The sequence below is a fragment of the Saccharopolyspora sp. NPDC002578 genome (genome assembly GCF_053592695.1).
Window position 1 is genome coordinate 21,356 of the sequence record NZ_JBSFWJ010000062.1, and the last position, 16,706, is coordinate 38,061.

General features: G+C 72.2%; 17 protein-coding genes and 1 pseudogene. 9 read left to right on the top strand and 9 right to left on the bottom strand.

The features are described from left to right. Window positions 1-77: 77 nt before the first annotated feature. Window positions 78-1,565 carry a leucyl aminopeptidase gene (locus ACWD38_RS23755; protein ID WP_184477872.1) on the bottom strand — a complete coding sequence of 496 codons (1,488 nt, stop codon included), beginning with the start codon at window positions 1,563-1,565 and terminating at the stop codon, window positions 78-80. 616 nt (window positions 1,566-2,181) lie between these two features. Between ACWD38_RS23755 and ACWD38_RS23760 the strand changes: the two genes are divergently transcribed. Then, entirely contained in the window at window positions 2,182-3,465 is a 1,284-nt protein-coding gene (locus ACWD38_RS23760) for an APC family permease (RefSeq protein WP_343071253.1), read from the top strand. Window positions 3,466-3,472: 7 nt separating this feature from the next. Next, complete coding sequence (locus tag ACWD38_RS23765) at window positions 3,473-4,141, top strand: DUF402 domain-containing protein (RefSeq protein WP_184477873.1); 669 nt, start codon at window positions 3,473-3,475, stop codon at window positions 4,139-4,141. A gap of 43 nt (window positions 4,142-4,184) precedes the next feature. Here ACWD38_RS23765 and ACWD38_RS23770 read toward each other — a convergent pair whose 3' ends face one another. After that, complete coding sequence (locus ACWD38_RS23770) at window positions 4,185-4,478, bottom strand: hypothetical protein (protein ID WP_184477874.1); 294 nt, start codon at window positions 4,476-4,478, stop codon at window positions 4,185-4,187. Window positions 4,479-4,635: 157 nt separating this feature from the next. Between ACWD38_RS23770 and ACWD38_RS23775 the strand changes: the two genes are divergently transcribed. The 3 genes from ACWD38_RS23775 (at window position 4,636) to ACWD38_RS23785 (ending at window position 7,242) form a co-directional block, all read left to right on the top strand. Beyond that, on the top strand, window positions 4,636-5,739 hold the full coding sequence (locus tag ACWD38_RS23775) for a branched-chain amino acid aminotransferase (RefSeq protein ID WP_184477875.1): 1,104 nt from the start codon (window positions 4,636-4,638) through the stop codon (window positions 5,737-5,739). A 125-nt stretch (window positions 5,740-5,864) separates the two neighbouring features. Continuing rightward, window positions 5,865-6,947: a WD40/YVTN/BNR-like repeat-containing protein gene (locus ACWD38_RS23780; RefSeq protein WP_450124923.1), complete on the top strand. Its 1,083-nt coding sequence runs from the start codon at window positions 5,865-5,867 to the stop codon at window positions 6,945-6,947. Window positions 6,948-6,960: 13 nt separating this feature from the next. Then, on the top strand, window positions 6,961-7,242 hold the full coding sequence (locus ACWD38_RS23785; protein WP_184477877.1) for a MoaD/ThiS family protein: 282 nt from the start codon (window positions 6,961-6,963) through the stop codon (window positions 7,240-7,242). 220 nt (window positions 7,243-7,462) lie between these two features. Here the strand turns inward: ACWD38_RS23785 and cobS are convergent, their stop codons facing one another. From cobS to ACWD38_RS23810, 5 genes are all read right to left on the bottom strand, one after another. Beyond that, a complete protein-coding gene (gene cobS, locus ACWD38_RS23790; protein WP_450124924.1) occupies window positions 7,463-8,206 on the bottom strand; it encodes an adenosylcobinamide-GDP ribazoletransferase in 744 nt (247 codons plus the stop codon). A 34-nt stretch (window positions 8,207-8,240) separates the two neighbouring features. Further along, on the bottom strand, window positions 8,241-9,347 hold the full coding sequence (gene cobT / locus ACWD38_RS23795) for a nicotinate-nucleotide--dimethylbenzimidazole phosphoribosyltransferase (RefSeq protein WP_184477879.1): 1,107 nt from the start codon (window positions 9,345-9,347) through the stop codon (window positions 8,241-8,243). 38 nt (window positions 9,348-9,385) lie between these two features. Next, entirely contained in the window at window positions 9,386-9,946 is a 561-nt protein-coding gene (gene cobU, locus ACWD38_RS23800) for a bifunctional adenosylcobinamide kinase/adenosylcobinamide-phosphate guanylyltransferase (protein ID WP_184477880.1), read from the bottom strand. Between the two features lie 110 nt (window positions 9,947-10,056). Beyond that, entirely contained in the window at window positions 10,057-11,043 is a 987-nt protein-coding gene (locus tag ACWD38_RS23805; protein WP_450124925.1) for an aldo/keto reductase family protein, read from the bottom strand. A 299-nt stretch (window positions 11,044-11,342) separates the two neighbouring features. Beyond that, a complete protein-coding gene (locus ACWD38_RS23810; protein WP_184477882.1) occupies window positions 11,343-11,981 on the bottom strand; it encodes a DUF3043 domain-containing protein in 639 nt (212 codons plus the stop codon). Window positions 11,982-12,249: 268 nt separating this feature from the next. On the opposite strand from ACWD38_RS23810, the gene ACWD38_RS23815 reads away from it, so the two are divergent. Then, complete coding sequence (locus ACWD38_RS23815) at window positions 12,250-12,612, top strand: HesB/IscA family protein (RefSeq protein WP_184477883.1); 363 nt, start codon at window positions 12,250-12,252, stop codon at window positions 12,610-12,612. 66 nt (window positions 12,613-12,678) lie between these two features. Here the strand turns inward: ACWD38_RS23815 and ACWD38_RS23820 are convergent, their stop codons facing one another. Further along, window positions 12,679-12,891, bottom strand: coding sequence for an RNA-binding S4 domain-containing protein (locus ACWD38_RS23820; RefSeq protein WP_184477884.1), 213 nt, complete (start codon window positions 12,889-12,891; stop codon window positions 12,679-12,681). A gap of 277 nt (window positions 12,892-13,168) precedes the next feature. On the opposite strand from ACWD38_RS23820, the gene ACWD38_RS23825 reads away from it, so the two are divergent. From ACWD38_RS23825 to ACWD38_RS23835, 3 genes and pseudogenes are all read left to right on the top strand, one after another. Continuing rightward, window positions 13,169-14,647, top strand: a complete 1,479-nt coding sequence (locus ACWD38_RS23825) for an alpha-amylase (protein WP_184477885.1) — start codon at window positions 13,169-13,171, stop codon at window positions 14,645-14,647. Window positions 14,648-14,711: 64 nt separating this feature from the next. Further along, window positions 14,712-15,743 (top strand): LacI family DNA-binding transcriptional regulator, encoded by a 1,032-nt coding sequence (locus ACWD38_RS23830; RefSeq protein ID WP_184477886.1) that lies wholly within the window; start codon window positions 14,712-14,714, stop codon window positions 15,741-15,743. Between the two features lie 145 nt (window positions 15,744-15,888). Beyond that, a pseudogene (locus ACWD38_RS23835) lies at window positions 15,889-16,428 on the top strand (M23 family metallopeptidase); the annotation flags it as partial. An 81-nt stretch (window positions 16,429-16,509) separates the two neighbouring features. On the opposite strand, the gene ACWD38_RS23840 reads toward ACWD38_RS23835, so the two are convergent. Continuing rightward, a partial coding sequence (locus ACWD38_RS23840; RefSeq protein WP_450124926.1) for a hypothetical protein occupies window positions 16,510-16,706 on the bottom strand: 197 nt, incomplete at its 5' end.

Genomic DNA, 16,706 nt, shown 5'->3' on the forward strand with positions numbered 1-16,706 from the left:
GATCCGGCGGGGTCGCGACGCGCGGGAGGCCCGCCGAGCGCACTCGACGGGCCTCCGGGCAGAGCACGGGCTCGGCGTCAGCCGTTCTCGGCGATGTCGGCGAGCACGGCCGCGATGGTGCGCACCGGGACGCCGGTGCCGCCCTTCGAGGTGTAGCCCCACGGCGAGTTCGTGTTGTACGCCGGACCGGCCACGTCGATGTGCGCCCACGGCAGGCCCTCGGCGACGAACTCCTTCAGGAACAGCCCCGCCGAGAGCATGCCGCCCCAGCGGTGCCCGGCGACGTTGGCCAGGTCGGCGAGCTTCGAGTCCAGGTCGCCGCGCAGCTCCTCGGGCAGCGGCATCGGCCAGGCGCCCTCACCGGTGGCCTGCGAGAGCTTCGCGACCCGGTCGCGGAAGTCCTCGTCGCCCATCACCGCGGGCGTGCGCTTGCCCAGCGCCACGACCTGCGCGCCGGTGAGCGTGGACGTCTCGATCAGGTAGTCCGGCTCGTCCTCGGCGGCCCGCACGATGGCGTCCGCGAGGATCAGGCGGCCTTCGGCGTCGGTGTTGAGGATCTCGACGGTCTTGCCGCCGTACATGCTCAGCACGTCGCCCGGCCGGTAGGCGGTGCCGGAGGGCATGTTCTCCACCATCGGCACCGTGGCGGTCACGTCCAGCGGGTAGTTCAGCTTCGCGACCAGCACCATCGTCGCGATCACGGCGGCGGCGCCGGACATGTCCGAGGTCATCTCGTCCATGGAGGCCGCGGGCTTGAGCGAGATGCCGCCGGTGTCGAAGGTGACGCCCTTGCCGACCAACGCGACCTTCTTCGCGGCCTTCGGGCCCTTGTGCCGCAGCCGGACCAGGCGCGGCGGGCGGCTCGAACCGGCGCCGACGCCGAGGATGCCGCCGAAGCCGCCCTTGCGCAGCGCCGCCTCGTCGAGCACCTCGACCTCCAGCCCGGCGGAGCGGCCGAGCTCGCTCGCGCGTTCGGCGAACGAGGCGGGGAACAGGTCGTTCGGCGGGGTGTTGATCAGGTCGCGGGCGATGGTGACGGACTCGCCGATCGCGGTGCCGCCCTTGAGCGCGTGCTTGGCCGCGTCGTCCTTCGCGTCCGGCACGATCAGGTCGACCTGGCCGACCGGGTCGTCGCCGGGCTCGGACTTGTACTTGCGGAACGAGTAGGCGCCCAGCACGGTGCCCTGCACGGTCGCGGCGAGGTCCAGCGCGCCCAGCGTGGTCGCGGCGTGGCCGATGCCGCTGAGGGCGCGGGCCGCGGAGCCCGCGGCGCGGCGCACCTGCTCGCCGGTGGGGGCGTCGCCGGTGATCTTGCCGAGGCCGACGGCCAGCAGCACGTCCGCGCGCAGCCCGCTCGCGGGCAGCTTGACGACCTCTTCGGCCTTGCCGGTGGCGCCGAGCGTCGCGAGCACCTTCGCCAGATCACCGTCGAAGGCCGCGGCCACCTCCTCGCCGCCGGGCGCGATCTCCGGACCGTCGGCACCGGAGACGGTGCCGATGACCAGGACGTCCGCGGTCAGCTTCGCGGCCTTGGTGTCGGTGAGGGCGAGTTTCGGCGTGCTCACGTGTGTTCCTCCGGGCGAATCGCCGTCGATGGTGGGCGTGGAACGCGGGGACCGGGTCCCCGGCGGGCTTGACCTGGTCGGAGGCCTTCCCGCGCCCGCCACTCTAGAAGCAGCGGGCCGAGGTGGATCTGCGAGGCGGTCCGGGGCTCGCGCACCGGACGCGCCGTTGTGCACCGAGCTTAGCCCCGCGTTGATCAGTGCTCGGGCCGCTCGGCCTCCGACTTCCCCCGATGTGCTCAAGTCGGGGCGGTCCCCGCGGCCGGGCGGGAGCCGTGACCAGCCGTGCTCGGACTCGCCCGGAAGAACGTCACCCGGCCCGGAGGCGTTTTTGTGGCGGAGTCGATGACCAGGCTGAACGCACGCACGACCGCGCACGCGCGGGCACTCTCCGGAACGAGATCACCACATGGCGTGGCACGATCGACGAAGGCCGGAGGGCCGTGCGACCGCTGAGCCGCCGAAGCCCGCCGGACCCGATGCGTAGGCTGTGCCCCCGCAGGCCGGGGTGCGCCGAGGCCGCGCGGCACCGGGATCGGAGCCGCCGAACGGGTGCGCCCGGCCGATGTCGACCGGCGGACGGCCGCCGGCGGAAACGGCGTTCTGCGAGGGTGGTCGGGTGGCGCAACAGGTCGCGGAACAAGCGGCGAGCTCACCGGCGGAGTCCGTCGGCGGGGGTCGGGCCCGGCGCTCGATCGGCTCGGCGCTGCCGCTCGCGCTGGGCGGCATGCTCGGCGCGGGCCTGTTCGTCGGCATCGCGCCCGCCGCGCTCGCCGCCGGGCCGCTGCTGCTGCTCGCGGTGCCGCTGGTGCTGGTCGCGGTGGCCTGCAGCGCGCTCGCCTCGGCGCACCAGTCCGCGAGCTACCGGGGCCCCGGCGCCGGATACGCGTGCATCCGCGCGCGGCTGGGCGTGCTGCCCGCGCGGTTCGGAGCCGCCACCGCGCTGGCGGGCCAGGTCGCGGCGCTGGCGGCGATCGCCAGGGTGATCGCCGAGCACGCGATGCCCGCCGCGCCACCGGTCATCTCCTCGGCGATCGTGCTGCTCGTCGTGCTGGCCGCGACCGCGGGACTGCGGATCCGCGGCGCCGCCGCCTGGGTCTGGCTGCTGCTCACGCTGGCCGTGGTGGGTCTGGTGATCGCGGTGTGCTTCGCGATCGAGCCGCCCGAATCCCCGCCGATGGGCGCCGCGCAGGAGGACGGCGCCATCGGGATCACCGGTGCCGCGGGAGTGCTGTTCTTCGGCTTCCTCGGCTTCGAACGGCTCACCGCCCCGGCCGAGGAACGGGACCGGCACCGGGGCGTGATCGTGAAGTGGGGCGTCATCGCCTCCCTGGTCGTCACCGGCGTCGTGGTGTCGCTGCTGGCCTGGGCGCTGCTGCACCAGCTCGGCCCGGCGCGGCTGGCACTTTCCGGGCAGCCGCTGCTCGACGCGCTCGACGCCGCGGCCGGGGGCCGGCTGCGGCCGATGGTCGGCACCGCCGTGGGGCTCGCGCTGTTCCCGGTGCTGCTGGGCGTCCTGGAGTCGTTGCGCTCCACCGCGCTGGCGGTGCAGCGCGATCAGGACCTGCCCGCCGCGCTGGGCCGCGAGAGCCGCGCCGGGACGCCGTACCTGCTGGACCTGTGCGCGGGCGTCGCCGCGGCCGCGGTGGCCCTGCTGGTGCCGCCGGTGCCCGCGATGGCGTTCGCCTCGTGCTGCCTGCTCGTGCACCACGCGCTGGCCAACGCCGCCGCGCGGGTGCTGCTCGCCGACGACCAGGTGTGGCGGATGCGTTCCGCCTGCCTGGGCATGGGATTGGCGGTGATCCTGGCCATGAGCATGCCCGTTCATGCGATGCTCGGAACGCTCGTGGTGGTCATCGCCGGTCCGTTGCTCGCGGGCCTGGTCTCTCGGCGCTGGAGTTGAGGTCGGCATGCTCGAAAGCGGTCCGGAACGTGGTGCACGGCTCGGCGCGGCCCCGGGGGAGTGGGCGCCCGGATCGGACATCCTCTACCGGTTCTGGCGGCTCGACGGATCGTTGGGCACCGTGCACCCGGCGCGCGTGGTCAGCGACGCCCCGGACCGGGTGCTGTGCTGGGTGCTGCCGGGCACGCCGATCCGCATCACCACGTCGCCGGACGGCCGCAAACCCCGCGAGCTCCCGCTGCACGAGCGGTTCTCCGGCGTCCGGGTGCCCGCGCTGTCGGTCTGGCACACCACCGCCACGCTGCGGCTCGTGTTCGCCGAGCACTGGTCGTCGGTGTGGTGGTTCTTCGAGGCCGACGGCACGTTCCGCAACTGGTACGTGAACCTCGAGGTGCCGCTCGGCCGCGACGAGACCGGCGTGAACCGCGTCGACGGCGTGCTGGACCTGGAGGTCTTCCCCGGCGGCGAGTGGGCCTGGAAGGACGAGGACGAGCTGAGCTCGGCGCTCACCGCGGGCCGCATCGACCAGGCGCGGCTGAGCCGGTTGCGCGCGGAGGGCGAGCGGATGGCGCACCTCGCCGAACGCGGCAGGTTCCCGTTCGACGGCACCTACTGCGACGCCCGCCCGGACCCCGCCTGGCCGCTGCCCTCGTTGCCCGAGGACCTGGTGTCCTGACCTGCCGAGGGCCGCTGAGCCACGGGCTCGCGGCGCGCTCGGATCAGAGGGCCAGGAAGAAGAACAGGCCGAACACCGCCGCGAGGGCCGCGATGCCGCCCACCTGGCCGCCGCGCAGGTCCTTCGGGAACAGCGTCTTGTGCTTGCCGTACCACCAGAAACCCCACCAGGCGACACCGGCGGCACCGAGAATCCCGCCGAACACGCCCAGCCAGGCGTAGCCCCACATGACGAGCAGTCCGCCGCCCAACGGCATCAGCAGGCCCAGTGCGGCGGCCAGCGTGTCCTGCTGGACCGTCGTCGGCCCGCTCACGGGCAGGTTCTCCGGGTGAGTCATGTGTCCATCATAGAGCGACGCCGCGATCATCAGGTACGGCTTCGCCCGCTTCGTAGCGGGACCGGTACGAATGCCGTCGCTGAGCCCGGAAAACTAGGAGGACCGACCACTGGTATACCGGTTTCCACTGTTCTGAGCCGCGCGATACGGTACCGGCATGACAGAAGAACTCTCGTTCTCCCGGTTCCCCAGTTCGCATCCCGCCACCGAGGCGCACCGCGCGGACGTACTGGCGAATCCCGGTTTCGGGAAGTTCTTCACCGATCACATGGCGACCGTGCGGTTCTCCGCGGAGCGCGGTTGGTACGACGCGAAGATCGAGGCGTACCACTCGCTCGAACTCGACCCCGCCACGACGGTGCTGCACTACGCGCAGGCGATCTTCGAGGGCTTGAAGGCCTACCGGCAGCCCGACGGAGCCATCGCGGCGTTCCGCCCGGAGCAGAACGCGCAGCGCTTCCAGCGCTCGGCGCGGCGCATCGCGATGCCGGAACTGCCCGAGCAGGTGTTCCTCGACTCGCTGCGCGACCTGATCGACGTCGACCGCGCGTGGGTGCCGGAGGCCGGGGAGAGCTCGCTGTACCTGCGGCCGTTCATGATCTCCACCGAGGTCAGCCTCGGCGTGAACCGCCCGGCGAACGAGTACCTGTACTCGGTGATCGCCTCGCCCGCGGGCTCGTACTTCTCCGGCGGCGTCAAGCCGGTCACGGTGTGGCTCGGCCACGAGTACGTGCGGGCCGCACCCGGCGGCACCGGCGCGGCCAAGTTCGCGGGCAACTACGCGGCCTCGTTCGTCGCGCAGGCCCAGGCCGTGGAGAACGGCTGCGACCAGGTGGTGTGGCTGGACGCGGTGGAGCGCCGCGCGGTCGAGGAGATGGGCGGGATGAACCTGTTCTTCGTCTTCGGCTCCGGTTCCGACGCGCGCCTGGTCACGCCGGAGCTGTCCGGCAGCCTGCTGCCCGGCGTCACCCGCTCCTCGGTGCTCCAGCTGGGCGCGGACCTGGGATTGACCGTGGAGGAGCGCCGGATCACCACCGACGAGTGGGAGAAGCGCGCCCGCTCCGGTGAGCTCACCGAGGTGTTCGCCTGCGGCACCGCCGCCGTGATCACCCCCGTCGGACACGTGAAGCACCAGGACGGCGAGTTCGGCATCGCCGACGGCCAGGCCGGCGAGGTGACGATGCGGCTGCGCGACCGGCTCACCGCCATCCAGCAGGGCACCGCCGCCGACGAGCACGGCTGGATGGTCCCGCTGGCCTGACGTCCCGCTTCCGACGACACCCTCTCCGCAGGTCGGGGAGGGTGTCGTTGCTTTCGGCCCGAGTGGCCGTCGGTGCCCCGGAGTAGCTTCCAGGTGACTCGCATCACCACATGGGGGAGACGGACATGTCGAACCACGTTCTGCTCTTGATCGGCACTCGCAAGGGGCTGTGGCTGGCGCACCGCCGCGGCGGCGCGGACTGGGAGGTCACCGGACCGCACCTGCCGATGGCCGAGATCTACGCCGTCGCCGTGGACACGCGGAGCGCGCCGCGGCTGCTCGTCGGCGCCTCCAGCACGCACTTCGGACCCAGCGTCGTGACCAGCGACGACCTCGGCGCCACCTGGCAGGAGCCGGAGGCGGCGCCGATCGCGTTCCCCGACGGCACCGGGGCCGCCCTGGAACGGGTGTGGCAGCTCGCGCCGGGACCGGTGGACCAGCCCGACGTGGTCTACGCGGGGACGGAGCCGTCGGCGCTGTTCCGGTCGGAGGACCGCGGCCGGACGTTCGAGCTGGTGCGCGGCCTGTGGGACCACCCGCACCGCGAGCACTGGACACCGGGTTTCGGGGGGATGGCGGTGCACACCGTGCTGCCGCACCCGCACGACCGCGAGCGCGCGGTGGTGGCGATGTCCGCGGGCGGCGTCTACCGGACGGCCGACGGCGGTCGCAGCTGGCAGGCGAGCAACACCGGCATCAAGGCCTACTTCTACCCGGACCAGTACCCGGAGTTCGGCCAGTGCGTGCACAAGATCGCCCGGCACCCGGCGAAGCCGGAGCGGTTCTTCCTGCAGAACCACCACGGCGTCTACCGCAGCGACGACGACGCGGCGACCTGGCAGTCCATCGCCGACGGCCTGCCCAGCGACTTCGGCTTCCCGATCGTCACGCACCCGCACCGCCCCGACGTCGTGTACGGGTTCCCGCTGACCGCCGACACGACGCGCTACCCGCCGGACGGGCGGTGCCGCGTCTACCGCAGCGAGGACGCGGGGGAGTCGTGGACGGCGCTGTCGCGGGGGTTGCCGGACCGGTTCTGGTCGGCGGTGATGCGCGACGCGCTGTGCGTGGACGACGCGGATCCGGCCGGGGTGTACTTCGGCTCCCGCAGCGGCGAGGTGTACGCGGGCAGCGGTGACGGCGACGACTGGCGGCAGGTCGCGAGCCACCTGCCCGACGTGCTGTCGCTGCGCGCGGCGGTCGTGTGAGGTGGTGGTGGCGATGCGGGTGACGGTGTTGCTGCCGCGGCTGCTGCGCGAGCACGCGGACGGCGCGCAGCGGTTGGAGATCGAGGTGCAGGACGCCACGCTCGGGGGCGTGCTCGACGTGCTGGGCCGGCGGCATCCCGGTTTGGAACGGCGGCTGCGGGACGAGAGCCGCGCCTTGCGGCGCTACGTCAACTTCTACTTGGACGACGCGGAATGCCGGTCGCTCGACGGTGCCGCGTCGCGGGTGCGGGAGGGCACGGAGATCAGGATCATCCCGTCGATCGCCGGAGGGTGAGGAGTCGTTCCTGGACGGGTGGAGCGCGGTCGCCTCGCTGCTGGATTTCTCCGGAAAGAACCGGCGTCTTCGATTCGGCTTTCAGATGAGCTGCGCTCCTCGTCCGAGCCGCTGAGGGTCCGCTACTCGACCCCTGGCCAAGATCAAAGGCGGATTCCGCGGACCCCGCTGCGCAGGTGGTCACCGTTCGACGGTTTTCGCCGCCGACAGGACGACCGCTTCAGCCGAGGACCGACACCGCGAGCACGAGGGTGGTGGTGAGCTCGGTGGCGGCGCCGAGGACGTCGCCGGTGACGCCGCCGAACCGCCGCCGCACGTGCGCGGTGAACACCAGCAGGAACGCGCCCGCCAGCAGCACCGCCACCGGTCCGAGCCACCACGCGCCGGGCAGCGCGAACGCGCACCCCACCAGCAGCACGACCCACCACGCGGCCACCACCCACCACGGCTGGGTGCCCGCGACCAGCGAGCCCATGCCTTCCGGGCGGGCGGCGGGCAGCCCGCGTCGGCAGCAGAACACGAACGCGGCCCGGCCCACCGCGCAGGCCGCGACCGCCGCGAACCACTGCCCGGACGCCGCGAGTTCCGCGAGCGCGCTCGCCTGGACCCCGACGACGACGATCAGCGCGACCACCGCGAACGGGCCCGCGCCGCCGTCGCGCATCACCGACAGCGCCCGCTCCGGCGGTCCGTAGCAACCGAGGCCGTCGACGGTGTCGGCGAGCCCGTCCACGTGCATGCCCCGGGTGACCAGCGCCCACGCCGCCACGGTGAGCAGCCCGGCGAGCAGGCCGGGGGCGCCGAGCGCGGTCAGCGCCCACAGCAGGGCCGCGCCGAACGCGCCGAGCAGCGCGCCCACCAGCGGTGCCAACGCGATCGCCTGGCGGCAGGCGCGGGCGTCGACCTCGCGGGCGGGAAGGGGCAGCACCGTCAGCCAGGACAGCGCCAGCAGCAGACCGTTCACCGCGAGCCCGCCGAGCCGCCGAGCGCGTGCACCGTCACAGCTCTTGCTCGCCCGCGTCCGGGCCGGTGGCTTCGGCGGAGGTCGGGCCGCCGACCCCGGCTTCGCCGAACGTGGCCATCTCGGCGAGCACGTGCACCGCGGCCGACAGCACCGGCAGCGCGGTCAAGGCGCCGGACCCCTCGCCGAGCCGCAGCTCCAGGTCGAGGATCGGGCTCAGGTCGAGGTGTTCGAGCACCAGCGCGCCACCCGGCTCCGCCGAGCGGTGCCCGGCCAGCCACCACTGCCGCGCGCCGGGCGTGAGCTCCTCGGCGACCATCGCCGCCGCACCGACGACGACGCCGTCCAGCAGCACCGGGGTGCGCCGCACCGCGGCCTGCGCGAGGAACCCGGCCAGCGCGGCGATGTCCGCGCCACCGGACGTGCGCAGCAGCGCCACCGGGTCGTTGAGGACCGGCCGGGCGCGGCGCAGCGCGTCGCGGATCGCGGCGGTCTTGCGCATCCACGCGTTGTCGTCGATGCCGGTGCCGCGCCCCACGACGGCGACCGGTTCGATGCCGGTGAGCGCGGCGATGAGCACGGCCGCGGGCGTCGTGTTGCCGATGCCCATGTCTCCGGCGATGAGCAGGTCCGCGCCGGAGTCGATCTCCTCGTCGGCGGTGTCGCGGCCCGCTTCGATCGCGGCCCGCACCTGGTCCTCGGTGAGCGCGTCCTCGCGGTCGATCGCGCCGGAGCCGCGGCGGACCTTGCGGGCGGCGACGACCTGCGGCGTCTCCGCGTTCACCGCCATGTCCAGCACCCGCACCGTGGCCCCGTTCGCGCGGGCCAGCGCGTTCACCGCGGCGCCGCCGTCGAGGAAGTTGCGCACCATCTGGCCGGTGACCTCGCTGGGGTAGGCCGACACGCCGTGCTCGGCGACCCCGTGGTCCCCGGCGAAGATCACCACGCGGGGACGGGTGAACGCGCGCGGCGGGCAGGTGCCCTGGCGGCTCGCGACCCACACGCCGAGCTCCTCCAGCCGCCCCAGGGAGCCGGCCGGTTTGGTGAGCTGCTCCTGCCGGGCCACCGCCTGCCGCCGCGCCTGGTCGTCCGGGGACTGCACGGCGCCGAACCGGATCGGGGTGTTCTCGGGTGCGGTGGACAAGGGTTACCTCCGTGGTCGGTGCGGGCGCGGGCAGGGGGTCAGCGCAACCGCAGCGGGACACCGGCGACGAGCAGCAGCACTTCGTCGCAGCGTTCGGCGAGCCGCGCGTTGAGCTCGCCGAGCCGGTCGCGGAAAAGTCTTCCAGACCTGGTCGCGGGCACGATGCCGAGTCCGACCTCGGCCGAGACCAGCACCAGCCGGGCAGCGCAGGCGGCGGTGGCGTCGGCGAGCGCGGCGCAGTGCGCGTCGACCTGCCGCAGCGCCGCCGGGTCGCGCTCCCAGGCGCCCGCGTCGTCGAGCGCGCCGGTGAGCCAGGTCGCCAGGTCGTCCACCAGCAGCGTCGGCCCGTCCGGGGACGCCCCGCGCAGCGCGGTGATCAACGAGTCGGGGGCCGCCGCCTCGACGGTGGTCCAGTGCGCGGGCCTGCGGGCGACGTGCGCGGCGATGCGCTCGGTCCACTCGGCGTCGGCCGGGTCGCGGCGGGAGGTCGCGACGTAGCTGACGGACTCGTCCGCGTCGACGAGACCTTCGGCGTGCGCGGACTTCCCGGACCGGGCACCACCGAGCACCAGCGTGCGCGCGGGGGTGGACGCGGACACCGGGGACCTCCTGCGTTCGGGTGAGCGGCTGGTCGAACCGTACCCGTCCCCGATCACCCGCGGAGGTCCTCGGCGGGTGATCCGGGGGACAGCTCACGACGCCGGTGCGGTCAGTGCGACCGGGTCCGGCGCGGATCGCTGGTGACGAGCTCGCCGAGCACGTCGTCGATGCGGTCCAGCACGTCCTCGCCGAGCTCCACGCCGGAGGCGGCGGCGTTGTCGGCGACCTGCTCCGGCCGGGACGCGCCGATGATCGCCGCCGAGACGTTCGGGTTCTGCAGCACCCACGCCACGGCGAGCTGGGCGGTGGACAACCCCAGGTCGCTCGCGATCGGCTTGAGCCGCTGCACCGCGCCCAGCACGTCGTCGCGCATCCACCGGGAGATCATCGAGGAACCGCCGCCCTCGTCGGTCGCCCGCGAACCGGCGGGCGGCTGCTCGCCCGGCAGGTACTTGCCGGTCAGCACACCCTGGGCGATCGGGGAGAAGACGATCTGGCCGATGCCCTCCCGTTCGCTGGCGGGCACCACCTGGGACTCGATGACGCGCCACAGCATCGAGTACTCCGGCTGGTTCGAGATCAGCGGCACCGACAGCTCGCGTGCCAGTTCGGCGCCGCGGGTGAGCTGCTCGGCGGTCCACTCGGAGACGCCGATGTAGAGCGCTTTGCCCTGCCGGACCAGGTCCGCGAACGCGCTCATCGTCTCCTCCAGCGGCACCGTGGGGTCGAACCGGTGCGCCTGGTAGAGGTCGACGTAGTCGGTCTGCAGCCGGGTCAGCGAGGCGTTGCAGGACTCGATGACGTGCTTGCGCCCCAGGCCGCGATCGTTCGGCCCGTCGCCGGTGGGGAAGTAGACCTTGGTGAAGATCTCCAGGCCTTCCCGCCGCTGCCCGGACAGCGCCCGCCCGAGCACCGACTCGGCCCTGGTCTGCGCGTACACGTCGGCGGTGTCGAAGGTGGTGATGCCCGCGTCGAGCGCGGCACGCACGCAGGCGCGCGCGGCGTCCTCCTCGACCTGGGAACCGTGCGTCAGCCAGTTGCCGTAGGCGATCTCACTGATGGACAGGCCACTGCTGCCGAGCCGTCGAAACTCCATGCCGGAATCCTAGGGGGATTCGGCCGTGCGGAGCGGGTGGCGGAACCGCACCCGCCCGTCTTCGCCCTCCGCCTTCCAGCTGAGCGGCGCCCTTGATCGTTTGTCCTGTCAGCGGCGGAGCCGCTGAGCAGTGACCAGCTTGAGCAAGACGACCATCGGCGGGTTCTCAGCGGTTTCCTCGTGAGGACAGCGATTTCGCTGTGCAGGGGTGCTACATGAGAAATCGATCCCGCAGCGAGGAAGCCGCTGAGGTTCCGCTAAGCGACGGCTACTCAAGCCAAGCTCAAAAACAGCCTTGGTCAGCCGATCTTGTGGAAGTCCTTCGGGGTGAGGCGGGGGCGCGGGACGCGCAGGCGGCGGAGCTGCATCGCGCGGGTGAAGGCGTACCAGCCCAGCGACAGCGGGCGGTCGGTCGCGTCCGGGAACTTCGCGCGCACCCGCTTGTTCACCGCGCGCCCCAGCAAGGTGCCCTCGAACAGCATCGTCAGCAGCAGCACCAGGCACGCCAAGGTGGCGTACTGCTGGACGAGGACGTTCTGCACCAGCGTGGTGACGAACACGATCAGCACCAGCGGCATGAACATGCCCATCATGTGCCTGCGGGTGTCCACGATGTCGCGCACGTGGGCGCGCACCGGGCCGCGGTCGCGGGGCATGAGGTAGCGGTCGTCGCCGGCCATCATCCGCTCGCGGCGTTCGCGGGAGGCCTTGCGGCGCTCCTCCTTGTTGCCGCGAGCGCGCTTCATCGCCTCGCGCTGCGTCTTCGGCGGCGGCGCCACCGGGCCGCGGCGGCGGTTCTCGGCCTCGCGGCGCTTCGGAGTGGCCCGCCCCTTGCCGGGAGTGCGATCGCGGGCGGATTCCGAACCGACGTCGGTGCTCTCGGCGGGAGAGTCGTCGGTCGCGGTCTGCTCAGCGCTGCTACGGCGAAGGAACCTCACACCTCCAGGGTATTCGACGCCACTCGAGCGGGCGCACGTGACCGTGCGTTCGACCGGAGGTCGTCGGTTCCGCGAGTGGGGTCGTCCACATGCGGGGACGTTCGCGCGGGAATCGGCGCGGTCTGTGCCACCATGGAGGCAGGTAGACCAACACGACTCGCCTCCCGAGTCATCGTTCCGCCGACCCGCGTCGGCAGGAATAACTCGGGTCGGCGCCGACGTTGGACGTCACGCCGGAAGCGGACGAGCGAGACCTCTAGGGAGAGTCATGACCGCCCAGACCACGATCGAGAGCGAGGCGCCCGAGCACGGTGTCACCTTGACCGACTCCGCGGCGCAGAAGGCCAAGGCGCTGTTGGAGCAGGAGGGCCGCGATGACATGCACCTGCGCATCGCCGTCCAGCCCGGTGGCTGCGCGGGCCTGCGCTACCAGCTGTTCTTCGATGAGCGTTCGCTCGACGGCGACGCGCGGCGTGGCTTCGAAGGCCTCGACGTGGTCGTCGACCGGATGAGCGCCCCGTACGTGGAAGGCGCGGTCATCGACTTCGTCGACTCCATCGAGAAGCAGGGCTTCACGATCGACAACCCGAACGCGGGCGGCTCCTGCGCCTGCGGCGACTCCTTCCACTGACCCGCTCCAGCGCTCACGACGGCCCGGCTCCCGGACAGGGACCGGGCCGTTCGCGTGCGCGGGTGATCAGCGGGCCACGACCCGCACGACCTCGTCGCCGAGGGCGATCCGGTCGCCGGGCGCGAGCTGACGTCCCCGCCGGGTCTCGACCTCGTCGTTGACCAGCACTTCGCCTTCTTCGAGCAGGGCTTTCGCGTCCGCTCCGTGCTCGGCGAGCCCCGCCAGCTTCAGCAGCTGGCCCAGCCGGATCGTGCCTTCCCGGATCTCCACATCATGCATGCCCCGCATTCTCCGCCGAGCGTGCACGCGCACCGGTGGACGGGCGGCGATAACCGGCGGCGCGGGGGTGCGAGTAGCGCGGCTCACGTCGGGGGCGAGGGCGCCTGCGCGGCCTCCGGTCGTGCGCGCCGAAGCCGCCACCAGCGGCCGAGCACGGCGGTTGCAAGAATTTGCGAACATAAGAGCAGCTCAGCGCTGGTTCCAATGGCGCATTGACTGAACAAGGCGAAAGAACATGTGATCACCGGACGGTTCCTCAATCGAGAAAGTTGTCCGGATGCGATTACCCGTACTAGCTCTGACGGCCGCGTTCGCGGGTGTGGCCGCCGTGCCCGCCGCCGCTGCCGTGACTCCGGCAGCCCCTGCCCCCGCCCCTGCTCCGGCCGCGGCTCCCGCTCCGGCCACGGCGCCGGTGTCCGGCCCGATCGTGCAGATGTTCCAGTGGCCCTGGGACTCGATCGCGCAGGAATGTCGCAGCACGCTCGGCCCGAAGGGGTTCGGCGCCGTCCAGGTCTCGCCGCCCCAGGAGCACGTGCAGCTCGACGGCATGAACCACCCGTGGTACCAGGACTACCAGCCGGTGAGCTACCAGCTGGAGACCCGGCGCGGCGACCGCGAGCAGTTCGCCTCGATGGTCTCCGCCTGCAACGACGCCGGGGTGGAGATCTACGCGGACGCCGTGGTGAACCACATGGCGGCCAGCGACGCCGTCGGCAGCGCGGGCACGACGCACTCGAAGTACGACTACCCCGGTCTGTACAGCGATGCCGACTTCAGCGACTGCCGCCGCGACATCGCGAACTACGACGACCAGTGGGAGGTCCGCAACTGCGAGCTCGTGGGGCTCTCGGACCTCAAGACCGGCACCGACTACGTGCGGTCCGCCGAGATCGGGTACCTCAACGACCTGATCAGCCTCGGCGTCTCCGGATTCCGGGTGGACGGCGTGAAGCACATGCCGCCCGAGGACGTCGGCGCGATCTTCGGTAACCTCAACGAGGTCCCGGACACCGGCGCGAAGCCGTACATGTTCCAGGAGGTCATCGCCGACCAGACGACGTCGGCCGGTGAGTACTCCGGCAACGGCGACGTCACCGAGTTCGCCTACCACCACAAGGTCAGCAACGCGTTCAAGGACGGCTCGCTGGCCCAGCTGGCGAACGTGCCGGACGAGATGACGTTGCCGAGCGACCAGGCCGTGGTGTTCATCGACAACCACGACACGCAGCGCAGCGAGCCGACGCTGACCTACAAGGACGGCGTCTCCTACGACCTGGCGAACGCGTTCATGCTCGCCTACCCGTACGGCACGCCGCAGCTGATCTCCAGCTTCGCCTTCGACGACCCGGACGCCGGGCCGCCCGCGAGCGAGGACGGCCGGACCAGCCCCGCGGACTGCGCCGACCAGGCGTGGGTGTGCGAGCACCAGCGGCCGATCATCGCCGGCATGGCCGGGTTCCACCAGGCCGTGCAGGGCAAGGAGCTGACGAACTGGTGGGACGACGGTTCCGGCCGGATCGCGTTCGGCCGCGGTGACGCCGGCTTCGTCGTGATCAACCGGGAGGACGGCGAGATGTCGGAGCAGCAGTTCCAGACCTCGCTGCCCGCCGGGACGTACTGCGACGTGATGTCCGGTGCGCTGGAGAACGGTTCCTGCACCGGCGCCACCGCGCAGGTCCAGGACGACGGCACCGTCACCACGACGGTGCAGGGCAACTCGGGTGTCGCGCTGCACGCGGGTGCGAAGCTGAGCTGATCTGCGCGCGCGGGGTGCCACGGCGACGTCGGCACCCCGCGCGGCCGACCCTCGGAGGTACCGCATGACCGGGCTGGCCGACATCGCCGCGGCGGCCGGGGTCAGCGTGTCCACGGTGAGCCGGGTGCTGAACCGGCGGGCCGGTATCAAGGACGAGACCCGGCAGCGGGTGCTCGACGTGCTCGCCCGGATGCCGCACACCGCGCGCGGCGCGGCGGCGATCCGCCGCACCGGGGTGATCGGGCTGCTGGTGCCGGAGCTGGTGAACCCGGTGTTCCCGGCGTTCGCCGAGGCGCTGGAGGCGCGGGCCGCCCGAGCCGGCTACGGCGTGCTGCTGTGCAACACGCGAGCGGCGCTGACCGAGGAAGAGCACGTGCGGATGCTGCTGGCCCGGGGCGTCGAAGGAATGCTGTTCGTGTCGCCGGAGAGCTCGCACGCCGCCGCCACCGATCACCGCCCTCGGGCGCACCGGCGCTACCGCTCGCTGCTCGACGACGGGGTGCGGATGGTCTTCGTCAACGGCGGCGGGCCGACCGTGGACGTGCCGGACATCGCGGTGGACGAGCGGCTCGCGGGTTACCTCGCCACCCGGCACCTGCTCGATCTCGGGCACCGCCGGATCGGGTTCGTCAGCGGGCCCGCGCACGCGGTTCCGTCCCGGCTGAAGCGGGCCGGGTGGGCCGCGGCGCTGGAGGAAGCGGCGGTGGACCCGGATCCCGAGCTGGTCGCGCACGCCGACTTCGGCGCCGCGGGTGGCGCGCGGGCGTGCGCCGCGCTGCTGGACGGTCCGGCGCCGACCGGGGTGCTGTGCTCCTCGGACGTGATGGCGTTCGGCGCGCTGCGCGAGGCCCGCCGGCGCGGGCTGCGCCTCCCGGACGACCTGTCGGTGGTGGGGTTCGACGACGTGCCGCTGGCGGACTGCTGCGCACCGAGCCTGACCACGATCGCCCAGCCGATCGAGGAGATGGCCGACGCCGCCGTCGCGGAGCTGCTGGACCGCCTCACCCCGGAGCTGCCCGACCGGCTCGGCGGGCGCACCCGGATGTTCCGGCCCCGGCTGGTGACCCGCGAATCCACCGCGCCGCCCACGAGCTGAGCGGCGCTGTTGGCGAGTTTTCGTCAACGATTTACCTGAAATATGGCCTAATCAGTCTGTTCTTGTCGAACGCGTTGTGGTCGGATCGATCTCCCTGTCAGGTGCCTCCGGCGCGTGCCGGAGCCCAGAGCGAGGAGGCGTTCCCATGACCGGAGCACGACGTCGCACGACCTTCGGCGCAAGACTCGGAGCCGCGGCGGCGACCGCGGCGCTCACCGGGATCGGCGTGTTCGCGGGCACCGCGCCCGCGGTGGCCGCGCCGAACTTCCAGGTCCCGTTCCGCTGCGGGGTCACCGTCACCGCGGCCACGTTCAGCGGGCACAGCCCGGCCAACTCGGTCGACTTCCAGCGCAGCGGCATCACCGGCATGCCCGTGGTGGCCTCCGCCGGTGGCACCGTCAGCGTCGTCGGCAACGAGGGCGACACCAGCTACGGCCGCTGGATCGAGATCGATCACGGCTCGGGTTGGACCACCCGCTACGCGCACCTGTCGGTGCAGAGCGCCTCGAAGGGCGACAAGGTCAAGGCGGGGCAGAAGATCGGCGAGGCCGGGGCGACTGGAGGCGTCACCGGCCCGCACCTGCACTTCGAGCAGCGTTCCGGCGGCGACGACGTCAAGGTCACGCTCAACGGCAAAGACGTCCCCTACTACGGCCACACCGATTTCACCAGCAAGAACAACTGCTGAAGAACCTCGCTGAGGAAAGCAGAACGGCCGCTTCGTCCTGGGGGCGAAGCGGCCGTTCGTTCAAGCGAAACCCCGAACCTACCTTGCGGCGAAGCCGTGCTCTGGGCTGCGAAGCAAGCCTGCCTTGCGGCCGAAGGCCGTGCCTGTATTCGCGCAGCGAATAGCCCACGTAATCAAGGTGACCACCGGCGGGTTCTCAGGTGTCTTCTCGCGAGGACGGCTTTTTCCCTCGTGGCGGAGCCACTTGGGAAAAAGATCCCGCAGCGAGAAGACAC